Annotated in this window: 10 protein-coding genes; 6 read left to right on the top strand and 4 right to left on the bottom strand. The window is 68.2% G+C overall.

Annotation, left to right across the window (positions count from 1 at the left end):
• Window positions 1-85 precede the first annotated feature (85 nt).
• The 5 genes from ENSA7_RS09650 (at window position 86) to ENSA7_RS09630 (ending at window position 5,929) form a co-directional block, all read left to right on the top strand.
• On the top strand, window positions 86-1,156 hold the full coding sequence (locus ENSA7_RS09650) for a DUF2169 domain-containing protein (RefSeq protein ID WP_181233549.1): 1,071 nt from the start codon (window positions 86-88) through the stop codon (window positions 1,154-1,156).
• Window positions 1,153-2,271: a hypothetical protein gene (locus tag ENSA7_RS09645; RefSeq protein ID WP_106088932.1), complete on the top strand. Its 1,119-nt coding sequence runs from the start codon at window positions 1,153-1,155 to the stop codon at window positions 2,269-2,271. Before ENSA7_RS09650 ends, ENSA7_RS09645 begins: the two co-directional genes overlap by 4 nt.
• Window positions 2,268-3,512 carry a DUF2169 domain-containing protein gene (locus ENSA7_RS09640; RefSeq protein ID WP_106088931.1) on the top strand — a complete coding sequence of 415 codons (1,245 nt, stop codon included), beginning with the start codon at window positions 2,268-2,270 and terminating at the stop codon, window positions 3,510-3,512. Before ENSA7_RS09645 ends, ENSA7_RS09640 begins: the two co-directional genes overlap by 4 nt.
• Before the next feature lie 121 nt (window positions 3,513-3,633).
• Window positions 3,634-4,272, top strand: a complete 639-nt coding sequence (locus ENSA7_RS09635; protein WP_106088930.1) for a hypothetical protein — start codon at window positions 3,634-3,636, stop codon at window positions 4,270-4,272.
• Between the two features lie 292 nt (window positions 4,273-4,564).
• The gene (locus ENSA7_RS09630; protein WP_146157519.1) at window positions 4,565-5,929 is read left to right on the top strand and encodes a Vgb family protein; all 1,365 of its coding nucleotides are present in this window, start codon (window positions 4,565-4,567) and stop codon (window positions 5,927-5,929) included.
• A 14-nt stretch (window positions 5,930-5,943) separates the two neighbouring features.
• On the opposite strand, the gene ENSA7_RS09625 is transcribed toward ENSA7_RS09630, so the two are convergent.
• Window positions 5,944-6,795: a hypothetical protein gene (locus ENSA7_RS09625; RefSeq protein WP_146157518.1), complete on the bottom strand. Its 852-nt coding sequence runs from the start codon at window positions 6,793-6,795 to the stop codon at window positions 5,944-5,946.
• Between the two features lie 128 nt (window positions 6,796-6,923).
• Between ENSA7_RS09625 and ENSA7_RS09620 the strand changes: the two genes are divergently transcribed.
• Window positions 6,924-8,138, top strand: a complete 1,215-nt coding sequence (locus ENSA7_RS09620; protein ID WP_106088927.1) for an alpha/beta hydrolase family protein — start codon at window positions 6,924-6,926, stop codon at window positions 8,136-8,138.
• A gap of 103 nt (window positions 8,139-8,241) precedes the next feature.
• Here the strand turns inward: ENSA7_RS09620 and ENSA7_RS09615 are convergent, their stop codons facing one another.
• Genes ENSA7_RS09615 through ENSA7_RS09605 form a run of 3 tightly spaced genes read right to left on the bottom strand, consistent with a single transcriptional unit; the run spans window position 8,242 to window position 14,287 of the window.
• Window positions 8,242-11,319, bottom strand: a complete 3,078-nt coding sequence (locus tag ENSA7_RS09615; RefSeq protein ID WP_106088926.1) for an efflux RND transporter permease subunit — start codon at window positions 11,317-11,319, stop codon at window positions 8,242-8,244.
• On the bottom strand, window positions 11,319-13,046 hold the full coding sequence (locus tag ENSA7_RS09610) for an efflux RND transporter periplasmic adaptor subunit (RefSeq protein ID WP_244923762.1): 1,728 nt from the start codon (window positions 13,044-13,046) through the stop codon (window positions 11,319-11,321). The genes ENSA7_RS09615 and ENSA7_RS09610 overlap by 1 nt, the downstream gene beginning before the upstream one ends.
• Window positions 13,043-14,287, bottom strand: coding sequence for a TolC family protein (locus ENSA7_RS09605; RefSeq protein ID WP_106088925.1), 1,245 nt, complete (start codon window positions 14,285-14,287; stop codon window positions 13,043-13,045). Before ENSA7_RS09605 ends, ENSA7_RS09610 begins: the two co-directional genes overlap by 4 nt.
• Between the last annotated feature and the right edge of the window lie 48 nt (window positions 14,288-14,335).

Here is a 14,335-nt window from a genome sequence, read left to right as displayed (position 1 = left end):
GGCGGGGACGCGGCGTCACACTCCTTGCTATGCTCGCGCGGCCGCGGGCGCGTGGCGCTTGATCCGTTCGCGTGATCGCAGGCTCATGGACCTCATCAATCAGACCCCCGTCGTCGCCGACGTTCGCGTGGCGACCCTCGACGGGACCCGGCATCGCTACGGCCTGCTGACCGCCAAGGCGACCTTCACCGTCGCGCCCGATGGCAGCACGGCGCTCGACACCCAGGCACCCGTGCCGCTGTTCGAGGCCGACGAACCGACCGAGCTGGGGCTGCTCCCCGGCGACGGCGTGCCGCGCCAAGATCGCGTGTTCGAGGTCATCGCCCTGGCCAACGCGTACGGCGCTCACTGCCGGGCTGGCCGCGCGCAGATGATGGTCGACATGGCGGTCGGCAGCCACCACCGCGCGCTGCTGGTCTCGGGTGATCGCTGGTGGGCCCAGCACGCTGGCAGCGCGCGGATCTCCGAGCCCAAGCCGTTCGACACGCTGCCGCTGACCTGGGATCGGGCCTACGGGGGCTCCGCCGAGTGCTGGATCGACGCCGAGAGCGTGATCGATCTCGACCACGGCATGAACAAGTACGGGCGTGGCTTCGACGCCCACAAGCTCGCGGTCGACGTTGGCAAAGCCTTCTCCGCCCCGGCTGGGTTTCCGCGGCTGGCCCCCGATCACTTCCGCCTGCTGCCCAACCTCGAGCACCCCCAGGCGCAGATCCAGCGCTGGGACGACGAGCCGCGGCCGTACTGCTGGGCGACGATCCCCACCGACATCGGCACGCACGTGCAGCGGGCCCACGATCACATGCACCAGACCGGTCAGCCGCTGGCGCAGGCCGACATGCTGCGCATGGCCTACCACCGCGCGCACCCGGACTGGATCATCGACATTCCGCCGCAGGACGCGGTGGTGATCTTGCGGGGCATGACCGCGAGCGCGCGCTGGGCGTTTCGGATCCCGCGCTTGCGGGTGCTCGCCGACTACGAGCTCGGCGATCGCACGGGCACCCGCGAGCTCGAGCCGCAGCTGCTCATGTTGCTGCCCGAGCAGTCTCGCTTCTATGTGGTGTATCGCCACTTCTTCACGATCGACGAGGTCACCCCCGACATGAGCCGCTCGTTTCGCCTCCGCCTCGCCGAAGGTTGGTTTCAGCCATGACCAAAGTGACGATCCAACGCGACATCTGCCTGAACATGGTGGTGCCGCTGACCGCGACTCACGACTTCATCCCGCTCCCGCCGTTTCCACCGGTGCCGCCGCCGATGCCTGCCGCGCCCCTGGCCCTCACGGCGTGCGCGATCGAGTCGCCGGTCAACGCCTGGTGGCCGCCAGGCTACGCGCTGGGCGGCAACAAGTTCACGACCAGCGTGGTCCACTGCGGCATGACGATCTGCCAGATGGGCCATGACTGCGGCAAGTTCATCCCCCACGTGCAGGTCGCCCCGGCGCCCAACAATACCCTGACGCTCCTGCACATCCCGCTGTCCTCGCGCAAGGCCAACTTCAGCGCGAGCACCGTCAAGATGAACGGCAAGCAGACCGCGTGCATGACCATGATCGGCTGGCCCCCGACGCCCATGACCTACTGCTCCAACCCCATCAAGATGCCGCTTGCGAGCGCGCCCACGAGTCATCTCAATTCGGTGACCGTGGGCATGACATTTGGAGATTGGTTCGCGGGCGCGTTTGCGATCGCCGCGGGGATGCTGCTCGACTGGTTGATGTTCAGGATGGGCGGCGGGACCAAGGGCTTTGGCCAGGGCGCGGGCAAGATGATCGCCCAGAGCCGCGCGGGCCAGTACGTGTATCAGATCCTCGCCAGCAAGTTCATTGGCAGCATCACCACCGACGCGACCAAGTGGGCGATCAAGCAGGGCGTCGGGATCTTGACCGGCGCCGTGCGGATCGCGGCGACCGGGGAGGGCGAGATCGGCATCAGCCACACGATCGGCGGGCCGTTCCTGGGGCTCAAGTTGGGGGTCTCGGCCACCTACAGCAGTGCCACGGGCTGGTCGGGCAAGGGCGGGGCCAGCGGCAACGCGGGTCCGATCACCGGAAACCTCGACACCAACGGGGCAGGGATCGCGGGCAATCACCCGCTCGGGCTCGGCTCCGAGAGCACATCACACAGCTGGGAGAAGGGCACGACGTCGACCAGCACCGACATCAGTGATCCATTCGGTGGCTTTCACAATCGCACCACGACCACGGGACCCGACGGGACCACGTCGGTGTCCGACACCCGCCCGTCCTCGGTCAGTAATCCGCTATGAGTGAAGCGAGTGAATCGGGCGGGCGTGAGCCGATCGCCGAGGCCTACGACGCGATCGTCGACTTCTACCCGCCCGAGTCGATGCCGGACATGGTCTACGGGCTCGTCAAGCTCAGCTATGATCTGATCGGTGAGCAGGCGATCCCGGCCAAGGTCGAGCCGCTCTATCACGACATTCGCCTGCCGGAGACCGAGCCGCGCTGGTCGCCGGGCAGCGACTTTTGGCCGATGAAGATGCAGACCGACGTGATCGTGCGAGGCAGCGCGTTCGCGCCAGGTGGAAGCCCGGTCCGCTCGCAGATGATCCGCGTGACCGTGAGCGGGCAACAAAAGCTGATCGCGGTATTTGGTGATCGCGCCGTCGAGTGGCCGGCGCGCGGGGATGTCCGGTTTGGCGCGCCCGAGCCCTACACCCAGATGCCGATCGTGTGGGGCAACGCGTATGGTGGGTTTGATCCGCGGGTCCCGGTCGGCGCCGACGAGATGACCGTGGCCATGCGCGCGCGGCTGGAGTTCGACCACCCGGGCGTGTACCCGCGCAACCCGTTTGGCAAGGGCTACGTGGTCGTCGACGAGCCAGCGCAGGGCCTGAGCTTGCCCAACCTCGAGGACCCGCAGCAGCTGCTGCGACCGGAGTCGCTGATCACGGGTGATCCGCGTCGCTGGTATCTGCAGCCGCTCCCGGCCTGCTATGAATTCACCAACGCGATGATGTTCCCACGCAGCGCGTGGCTGGGCATCGAGGCGTGGTTCCACCCGCCGAGCGACGCCCCGCTGCGCGAGGTCTTGCTCAGCGCGCTGCCGACCAACTGGCACGAGCTCCCGGTCGTCGCGCCGCCCGATCCCCTGCCACCGCCGGTCTTGCAAGAGGGTCCGATCGGGCTGGTGTTCCCGCCGCTCGAGCCGGGCACGCCGATCATCGTCGAAGGCATGCACCCGGACCGGCCGCACGTTGGCTTTCACTTGCCACGCGCGCCAAAGCTAGACTTTTATATAGAGGGCAAGCTGTTCCCCGCGCAGGCACAGCTGACCTGTGTGTTGGTCCAGCCAGATCTCGGCCGCGCCTCACTGACCTACGTGGCCCGCCACTTCGATCTACCGCGGGTGTTCGTGCCGGGGATCCACGCCAACATCCCGCTGGCGCTGATGATCGACGACCAGCACACGGTCCCGTATCTGTGTCCACCCACGCTGCGCTCGCAGGTCGAGGCCGGGTCACCCGGGCAGGCGGGGCCCAAGTAGGATCGGTCAGTCAGTGAGTCAGTCAGTCATGGTCGAGCTCGCACAAGCTGTCGCCACCGCCCGCAGGCTCGCGGGTGCTCACCCACAGGCAAGCTTGCCGTGTCCGGGGTGTGCGGCGAGCGTGAAGGGCCAAAATCTCGAGCGGCACCTGACCAAGCTCCATGCGCCGCTGTTGCAGACAACTGGCGAGCCGGCAAGCGTGACCCTGCGCGGCGCGGATCGCTGGATCGTGCGACCTGCGATCGGGCTGTTGGTCGGGTGGGCGGTGGTCGTCACGGGCGTGTTTACGGTGAAGGTGCAGCTCAGCAATCAGCTCATGGCCGGCGTCGGGGCGTCGCTGCTCGTGGTGTTCACGATCTTGTTGCTGGCGCTGTTGGGTGTGTTCAAGGCGCAGCTGCGGCTCGAGCACGATCAACTGAAGCTGCGCTGTGGCTTTGGGCTGATGTCGCGCTCGCTGCGGCTGCCGGTCGAGCTCGAGGTTGGCAGCTTGATCGAGCGCAAGGACAGCTCGCTGACCAACCTGAGCAGCAACATGGTGGCCGAAGACAAGCGCGTGGGCAGGTACCTGCGGCTCGTCAGCGGCGGGACGGCGATCACGGTGGGCGCATCGAAGGCCGCAGGGCTGGGACAGCACTGGGCGGATAGCGGATGGCGGGTAGGGGCCAAGCGGCGGGCGTGGAATATCAGCGTCGATCGTGAGTCGATGGTCGCGCTCGAGTACTACCTCGCTGGACGCGGGCTGCTGCAGCCGAAGCGGTGACCGTGGCGGTTCCATCAGGGTAGCGGCTGACCTGGCGCTCCCATCCGAGCAGCGGGTCAGGCGCCTACTGGGGACCGACGCGCGGCGCCGCCGGACCCGGTCGGATAGGGGGAAGCGTGAGCCGGCAGTTGGACTCGCTCGGCATCTTCTCGGAATTGCTCAACTTCTTGTTGGGGTGTTCGTGACGGAGCGTGTTTCATGGTCGCAGTGAGTGTGACCGCACGTCGCAGCCGCGCTGGAGGGGGCTACCGCGTCAGCAGTGTCGGCATAAAATGCCTGCCGGATTACCAACATGAAGACAGCCGCGATCGTATGTGTCATGGGCCTGGGCGTTGCGCTAGGTGGATGCGGTGGTAACACCGGGGCCGAATCGAAATCTGGCGTCGGTGACGAGACGGGCAATAGCGATAGCAATAGCAACAGCAACAGCAACAGTGCGGAAGGCGCCGAGACCAACGGCGACGACGATCCTGGTGATGGAGATCCCGGCGACGGTGACGGAGATCCCGGCGATGGCGATGGCGACCCCGGCGAAGGGGACGCGGAAGGTGGCAGCAATCAAAAATTTGACACGCTGACCGTGCCGGACGCAGCGTTCAACTGCGGCAGCGGTGGCAACGAAGACCCAGAGTTCTCGTTCTTGTGGGCGGCGAACAGCCAGCAAGGGACGATCAGCAAGATCGACACAAAGACCGTCACGGAGATCGGTCGCTATATTGTCCGGCCCGACAGCAACGGCTCGCCCTCGCGGACCTCGGTCAGCCTCTCGGGTCACGTCGCGGTCGCCAACCGCGATGGTGGCGTGACCAAGATCTACGCCGACGAGCAATTTTGCGAGGAGTCGAACGGGGTGCCGGGCATCCAGACCTCCAACAGCAACCAGTTCCTGCCCTGGGGCACGGAGGAGTGCATTGCCTGGTACAAGCCCATGCAGTATCAGTCGCAGCGGCCGGTTGCGTGGGGCCCCGGCGAGTTCAACGAGGGCAGCTGTCAGTGGGAGAACGAGGAGCTGTGGACCGCCGCGACCAACGGCGGGACAATCGACGTGTACGTGCTCGATGGTGACGATGGGTCGACCAAAGAGATGATCACGCTGCAGGGGATCGCGCCGGAGTACTTTGGCATCTACGGGGCCGCGGTCGACGGCAACGGCGACTTCTGGGGCTCGCAGCTGGGCTGGGGCAAGCTCGTTCGGGTCAACCGCAGCGACATGACCTACGACATCTGGCAGTCCCCGCAAAACGGCTCGTGGTACGGCATGACCGTCGACTCCGAGGGCTACGTGTGGCTGTGCAGCGATCACGTTGGTCGCTTCGATCCCGCGACCGAGACCTGGCAGACGGCTGCGGTCGGCGGCTACACCGGTTGCATGGCCGACGCCGCTGAAGACGGCCTGCTGTGGATGTCGGACGGGCAGGGCGTGATCGGGGTCAACCGCGACACCTTGCAGGTCGAGAAGCAGTGGAACGCCGCCGGCTCGTACGGCGTCAGCATCGACTTCGAGGGCTACGTCTGGACCGTCGCGTACGGCAGCAACGTCAGCAAGATCGATCCCGTGACCGGGCAATTCTGGACCTACAACGGTCTGGTTGGTGCGTACACCTACTCGGACATGACCGGCTATGCGCTGAGCAACGTCGGCTCACCGAGCGGTTGATCGCCTGCGGGATGTCATCGATCCCGCTCGAACGCGGTGGCATCCCGAAGCTCGACGACCCGAAGCCCGAAGGTCTGCAGGTCGCGCACGATCGCCGGTCGCAGCGTCGCCGCCCAGCTTGGCGCGTGGGTGCGCCACTGCGACTCGGGCGGCAGGTAGACCTGCGGTGGCGTGACGCCGAGCCCAGCCTGGAAGCCCAGCACCCGGTCGCCGTCGGTCCAGGTCGCGGCGTCGCCTCGATGCACCGCCACGCGCGAAGGCTCGCGCGAGAGCAGCGGAAAGCTCGGCAACAGTCGCTCCCACGCCAGGTCGATCTCGCTGCACGGCAGCGGGCCCGCGATCTCTCGCGCGATGTCTGGCCACGCATCGGCGACCGAGTCCTCGAGCCAAACCCAGATGATTGGGTGGCCGTCGGAGGTGAACACGCCCGCCCGATGCGGCTCGCCGTGACGATGCGCGGCCGCGCCAAACCCAACATGGGCGAACGCCGGTGGCTGATCGTCTTGGGCCGCAGTTTGGAGCGCCAGCGTCGGTGTGCGCGCAGTCGGCTTGGGTCGAGATCGCCACAGCAGCAGACCTCCCAGGAAGCTGTCGAGGCGCTGCAGCCACGGCGGGTGGGTCGGTGGCTCGTGAACGGTGACGTCGGGGTCGCCAAACCGGACAGTCATGGTCGTCACGGTCGTCGAGATCAGGGCCTCGAGCTCGTCGTCCCATGCGTCCTCGGAGTCAGCGAAGTCGGCGAAGCCGGCCTCGGCCAGGCACGCGTCCGCGTCCACGGGAGCCGGGAGCAGCGCAAACAGGGAGCCGCGACGTCGACCCATGTAGCGCCGTCCGAGCGCCCCTCGATGAACCGCGCGGATCGGCATGGGCGGTACTCTCACGGGACCAGGCGGCCCCGTCAACGTGGTGCCTGCGCATGAGCGGCTGGGCTGGGCGACTCGTGGTGCGTGGCCGTGCACTTTCGCGACGTGAGTTGATATCATCCGGTCCAGTCATGGACCGTCTTCGACTCGAGTTGTGGCGCTCTCTCAGTCTGGGCGCGTGCCTGGTTGCTTCTGGTTGCGCCGACGATGGCGAGTTCAGCGAGGGCAGCACCAGCGACACGAGCACCACCGAAACCAGCGGGGACGGGGACGGCGACGCTGGAGATGGCGACGGCGACGGGGATTCGGGCGACGGCGACGGCGATCCAGGTGACGGCGACGGCGATGGCGATCCAGGTGACGGGGATGGCGATGGGGATGGCGATGGGGATGGGGATGGCGACGGCGATCCCCCGCCGATGGTCCCGCTGTGCGGCACCACGCCACCCGATGGGGCCGAGCTCGCGCCGCCGCTGCCGACCTACAGCGGCACCTGTCCCGTGCTGGAGTCGGGCATGCAGAACGTCATCGCGACCGGTGGTGGTGATCGCAGCTTCATCTTCGTCGCGCCCACGGATGTGGAAGAGGATGAGCAGCTCCCGGTCATCTTCTTGTGGCACTGGCTGGGTGGCAGCGCCAACGCGGTCTATGACAAGGCCGACGTTCAAGACGCCGTCGATCATTACCGGTTCTTGGCCGTGATCCCCAACGGGCGCGACATTGATGAATTCGTGCCGTTCAAGTGGCCGTTCGCGGTGACCGACCTCGACTTCTTGATGGATCAGGACTTTCAGATGTTCGACGATCTGCTCGCGTGTACGGCCGAGCAGTACAACGTGGACAAGGAGTGTGTGTCGTCCATGGGCGTCAGCGCGGGGGCGCTGTTCACCAGCATGCTGGCGAGCCGGCACGGGGATCGGTTGGCGAGCATGCTCTCGCTGTCGGGCGGCGTCGGTGGGCTGGTCAAGAACTGGCAGACGGGCGGCAACATCATGCCAGCGATGGTGCTGTGGGGCGGGCCCACTGACTTTTGCATTGCGATCGACTTTCAGATCGGGTCGCAGGATCTCGAGCAAGAGCTCGAGAGCGCCGGGCATCCGGTGATGGAGTGCATTCATAATTGCGCCCACGCGACGCCGCCGCTGGAGCCGCCTGTGGACCAGCCGGATCTGCCGGTGTTCGGGATGGTGTGGGAGTTCATGTTGGCTCACCCGTACTGGCTCGAGGACGGGTACTCGCCGTATCAGGACTTTGCGGAGCTGCCTTCGCCGTTTCCGGAGTGGTGCGCGATGGGGGCCGGCAACGCGGCGCCGCGAGTCGGCGAGTGCGGACCGTCGGAGTGCTAAAAACCTGCCCGGGGTGGTCCCTGCCCGAAGGTCCTGTACCTCTATATTTGCACAGGTTGACAAATGACCAGTGCCAGGCGAATGCCGCGCGGCCCCGGCTCGCCTAGCCTTCCGTCTTCGCCCGGCGGCGCCTGGCGAAGCTCATGTACAGCACCGGAAGCACGAGCAAGGTCGCGAGCGTAGAGCTGATCATCCCGCCCACCACCACGGTGGCGAGCGGTCGCTGAACCTCCGCACCAACGCCGAGGTTGAACGCCATCGGCACGAACCCGAGCGCGGCAACCAGCGACGTCAGCAGGACCGGCCGCAACCGACTCTGCGCTGCGGCGACGATCGCCTCGCGCTGCGCCAGACCGCTAGCGAGCAGCTGCTTGGCCCGCGACACCAACACGATGTCGCCGAGCACGGCGACGCCCGACAGCGCGATGAAGCCGACCCCAGCCGAGACCGAGAACGGCATGTCTCGCAGCGACAGCGCGAGCACCCCCCCGACAGCGCCGAATGGCACCCCGGTGAACACACGAATGGCGTCGCTCACCCGCCCGTAGGTCAGATACAGCAGCCCAAACACGAGCGCGAGCGCGAGCGGCACGACGATCATGAGCCGTCGCTGGGCGCGCTCGAGCTGCTCGAACTGGCCGCCGAGCTTGGTGTAGTAGCCGGGCGGAAGCTCGATCTGCTCGTCGAGCACACGACGGACATCAGCGACGAACGAGCCGAGATCCCGGCCACGAACGTTCGCTTGCACGTTCACCCGACGCTTCGCCCACTCACGCTGGATCGTCGACGGACCCTCGACGACTTCGATCCGCGCGAGCGCGGACAAGGGCACGCGTCCGCCCTCACGGGTGTGAACCAGGAGCTCGCCGATTCGCTCGGCCGACCGTCGAACCTCGTCGTCGAGACGCAGCACGAGGTCAAACCGCCGCTGGCCCTCGACGACCTCGCCGAGCTTGCGGGTGCCGAGCGACTCGACGACATCGAGGACCTCAGCAACCGCGATCCCATGGCGTCCGGCGGCGTCGCGGTCGACCTCGATCGTCAGCATCGCCTGCCCGGTCAGCTGCTCGACCGTCACGTCGGCCGCGCCCGGGATCGTCTCGATCGCCCGACGAATGACGTCAGCCTCGTCCTGCAAGACCGCGAAGTCGTCGCCGAACAGCTTGATGCCGACGTCGGCTCGGATCCCCGCGATCATCTCGTTGACCCGCATCTCGATCGGCTGGGTGAACACGCTGCGCATGCCGGGCATGCCCTCGAGCTCGGTCGCGATAGCGGCCGTGAGCTCGGCCTGAGTCGCGCCCCGCGTCCACTGCTCGCGCGGCGTGAGGGTGATGAACACGTCCGAGACCTCGAGCCCCATGGGATCGGTGGCGACCTCGGCGGTCCCCGTCCGCGTCCAGACGTGCTCGATCTCGTCGGGAAAGCGCTCGAGCAAGCGGCGCTCGATCTGGGTCCCGTAGCGGACCGACTCGTCGAGCGAGATGCCAGCGACGCGCACGGTGTTGATGACGACGGCCTGCTCGTTGAGCCGCGGCACGAATTCGGATCCCAGCCCGGTGGCCACGAATCCACCGCCAAGCACAGCCGCGGTTGCGAGCGCGAGCACCAGCTTGCGCTGATCCAGGGCGCGCTCGAGCACCCAGCGGTAGCCAGCCTCGAGCGCCGCGACCACCCGTCGCTTCGCGGTCTTGCGGCGGCCCGACTCGAGCGCGTAGCTGGCCAGGACCGGCATCAAGGTCAGCGAGATCAGCATCGAGCCGGCGAGCGCGAAGATCACCGTCAGCGCCATCGGCCGAAACAGCTTGCCCTCGACGCCCTCGAGCGTCAGGACCGGCAGGTAGACGATCGCAATGATGAGCTCGCCGAACAGCGTCGGCCTGCGGACCTCGACCGCGGCGTCGCGGACGATCTCTCGCACGCTGCGCCCGGACATGTCTTCGTCGAGCCGCCGCGCCGCGTTCTCGACGACGATCACCGAGCTGTCGACGACGAGACCAAAGTCGATCGCGCCGAGGCTCATCAAGCTTCCGGCGATCCCGACCCACAGCATCGCGTTGAACGCGAACAGCATCGACAGCGGAATCGCGAGGGCGACGATCAACCCGGCGCGGAGGTTGCCGAGCAACACGAACAGCACGGCGACGACCAGCAGCGCGCCCTCGAGCAGGTTGTTGCGGACCGTGTGCAAGACCTCGTCGACCAGCGCGGAGCGGCTGTAGACGGGGGTGAGCTCGACGCCCTCGGGCAGGCTCGGGCGAACCTGCTCGAGCCGAGCCTCGAGCGCGCGGGTGACCTCGCGGCTGTTCTCGCCCATGAGCATGAACCCGAGCCCGAGCACCGCTTCGCCGCGCCCCTCGGCCGTGACCGCGCCGCGCCGGAGCTCGTGGTCCTCACGAACGTCGGCGATGTCGTCGAGGTGGACGAGCGTGCCGTCGACCTCGGCGACGACCATGGCCTCGAGATCCTCGATACCGGTGACCAGGCCCAGGCCCTGGATCAGCTGGGCCTCGCCGCCGACGTCGAGCACGCCACCGCCGACGTTGCGGTTGTCCTGGCGCACGACTCGGGCGACGTCCTCGAGCGTGAGCTCGTGCTTCACGAGCCGGTAGGGATCGACGACGACGTGATACTGCTTTTGGTGGCCGCCCCAGGTGTTGATCTCGGCGACGCCGGGGGTCTGGAGCATCTGCGGGCGAATCACCCAGTGGTGCAGCGTGCGGAGCTCGGCCGGCGACATGTCGTCGGCGCGGACGATGTACTGAAACACTTCGCCGAGGCCGGTCGCTACCGGGCCCAGAGCCGGGCCCTCGATCCCCTCAGGTAGGTCCGCGAGCGCGAGCCGCTCGTTGACCACCTGGCGGGCGAGGTAGATGTCGGTGTCGTCGTCGAAGATCGCGGTGACCTGCGAGAACCCGAACTTCGAGATCGAGCGGACCTCGACCAGGCCCGGCAGACCCGAGATCGCTTGCTCGACGGGGAAGCTGAGCTGGCGCTCGACCTCGAGGGGCGCCAGCGCAGGCGCGCTCGTGTTGATCTGGACCTGGACGGGGGTGGTGTCGGGGAACGCGTCGAAGGGCAGCCGGCGAAAGCTGGCGAGGCCCCAGGCGATCAGGATCGCGGTTGCGAGCAGCACGACCGGTCGGTGCCGGAGGCACAGGTCGATGAGTCGGGTCAACATCACTCACCCCCTGGTGCTTCGACCTCACAGCACCCGGCGCCGATGCTGCCGGGCATGATCTCGGTCCGCAGCAGCACGGCGCCCGTGGTCACGATCTCGTCGCCGACCGCTACCCGACCTTCGATCTGGACCAGGTCGCCGCCGCTGAGCCGACGAACCACGCGCGGCTCGTAGACGCCGACGTCGGTGCGGACGAACACCAGCTCGCGGGCGCCGACGCGCTGAACCGCCGCGCGCGGGACCGCGACGACGGCCTGACTCGGGCTCGTGGTGATCTGTCCGCGCATGAACTGGTTGGCGCGCAGGTTGCCGTCGGGGTTTGGGATCTCCGCGCGGGCCGTGACGGTGCGGGTCCGCGGGTCGACCTCGGCGGCGATCCAGGTGATCGGCCCCTCGAAGCTCAGCTCCGGGTTCGAGTCGGCCGAGACACGCAGGGTCTGACCAAGCGCGATCCGATCGGCGAAGGTCTCGGGCACCTCGCACAGCGCCCACATCACCGAGGTGTCGCCGATCGTCGCGAGCGAGGCGTCGTCGCCAGCGATCATCCCGAGCACTGCCGGTCGGCGCAGCACGGTTCCGGCGATCGGGGCGACGATCGTGTAGCGACCCACCCGGCTCGAGCCCCCGGCCCCGGCCATGTCGAGCGCAGCCCGAGCCGCGCGACCTTCCGCCTTCGCGGTTGCGAGCTCCTGCTGCGCGAGCTCGACCTGGCGGGCCGAGGCGATGTCGGATTGGCGGAGGTCGAGCTGCCGATCCAGGTTGGCCTGCGCCGCTCGGACCCGCTCGCGGGCGGTCTGCAGCGCGGCTTGGATCGCGCCGATGTCCGTGCTCTCGAGCTCGAACAGCGGGTCGCCCGGCTCGACCCGATCGCCGACCTCCGTGCGAAGGCCACGGACGAGGCCCGGGACGATCGCGCGAATGTCTGCGAGGCGATCGGCGTGGAACTCGAGGTGGGCCGTGCAACTCACGAACGTGGCCGCGGCCATCCGGCGCGCCGCCGTGGTGCGGAGCCCTGCGGCGGCCTCGAGCTCCGGCGCACGCAGTCGGACGATCCGAGCCTCGAGCGCGGCCTGCTCGGCGTTAGGCGGCGGCGTCGCGGGGTTGCACGACGGACACACGGACTCGGGGAAGCCGTGCTCGTCACACCAGTCGCCCGCGGCCTTGAACTGGGCGATGAGCTCGGGGTTGCACTTGGTGCACGTCGACTCGGGGAGGGCGTGCTCGAGGCACCAGTCGCCGGTGACGGCTGGCTCCGCCTGGGGGCTGCAGGTCGGACACGCGGACTCGGGGAAGCCGTGCTCGTCACACCAGTCGCCCGCGGCCTTGAAGTCGGCGATGAGCTCGGGGTTGCATTTCGTGCACTTGGACTCGGGGAGTCCATGTCCGGCGCACCAGTCGACGGCGACGGTGGGCTCCGTCTGGGGGCTGCAGGTCGGACACGCGGACTCGGGGAAGCCGTGCTCGTCACACCAGTCGCCCGCGGCCTTGAACTGGGCGGTGAGCTCGGGGTTGCATTTCGTGCACTTGGACTCGGGAAGCCCGTGCCCGGCGCACCAGTCGTCGACGGCGGGGGGCTCGGCTGGCGCTCGCGCGGTCTTGGCCTCGCGTGGCGAGGGTTCAGCTTCGGCGGCGGGCCGCTCGGCGTCACAGCCGAGCAGCGAGAGCAGGACCAGCGCCAGGCCAGCCAGCGTCGCGCGGAGCGTTGACCCGTGGTTTCGACGGCTCATTGGAACGCCCCCGTGGCTGCGCTCAGCTCGACGCGGCCGGTCGCTGCTTCGAGCAGCAAGCCCGCGTAGTTGAGCTTGGCGGCGACGAGCCCGAGCCGAACGACGAGCACTTCGTCATACGCGACCGCGCCCTTTTCATAGCTCACGGTCACGAGCTGCTCGGTTCGCTCGAGCTGCGCGAGGCCGTCTCGCTCGAACTGCAGCGCGACGTCGGTGGTGCGTCGCACGACCGCGTCTGCGGTCTTGGCTGCGATCGAGGCCGCGTAGCGCGTCGTTTCGAGCTCCACGCGGGCCCGCGCGCCGCGGGCCTCGGCCACGGCGACGCTGCCCTGGCCACGATCGAACACCGGAAGCGTGATGCCGACGGTCCCGAGCATGACGTGCTCGGACTCCTCGAGCACGTAGCCCACACCAACGGCGATGTTCGGCGCGCGGTTGGAGCGACCGAGCGCGCCCGCAGCCCGAGCCTCGCGGGCATCGGCCTCGAGCGCGCGCAGGTCCGGGCGCTCGTCGATGTCGATGTCGATATTGGCGTCGATCGGACCACCGGGGATCGCCAGCTCGCGCAGGTCGCCGACGGTGACCAGCTCGGTCTCGGCCTCGACGCCGAGCAGCGCCGCGAGCTGACCCTCGGCTCGATCAACCGCCGCATGAGCACGCTCGACGTCGACCCGGGCGTCAGCGACCGCCAGCGCCGCGCTCGACTCCTCGAGTCCGCCGACGTCGCCGAGCTCGTGCCTGCGTCGCGCGACGGCCTCGACCGCGCTCGCCAGCTCGAGGTTCTCCTCGGCGATCTCGACCCGTCGTTGCCAGTACAGGGCGGCGACGAACGCGAGGCTCACGTCCCGCAGGAGCAGCCGCCGCGTGTCCTCGCTGCGCGCCTGGCTGGCGTCGACCCCGGCCCGCGCCGCGTCGATCCGATGCCCGCGCTGGCCGCCGACCTCGAGCCACTGCGTCGCCCGCACGGACACGTCGACGTTGGTCTGGTTTGCGCCGAACCGCGGGCCCGCGCTCGCCATGATCTGCGGGTTGAGCCGCCAGACCTCCGCGGCGTCGACCTGGCCCTCGGCCTCGCCGACTCGCGCGCGCGCAACTGCCAGCGAGGGCGCCTGCCCACGAGCGAGCGTCAGCGCCTGCTCGTAGGTGATCTCCATGATGGGTGGTGCCGGCTCGCCTGCGTGAGCGGGCGATGCCCACAGCAACACGCAGACAGCCAGGCCCATGAGCCTCGTTCGAACCATTTTAATTCTCCCCGGGAACGCGAGGCCGCGCCGCAGCGCGAGCTCGCC

Source organism: Enhygromyxa salina (assembly GCF_002994635.1).
In the GTDB taxonomy this organism is placed as follows: domain Bacteria; phylum Myxococcota_A; class Polyangia; order Nannocystales; family Nannocystaceae; genus Plesiocystis; species Plesiocystis salina_B.
This window is presented reverse-complemented; position numbering and strand designations above follow the sequence as displayed.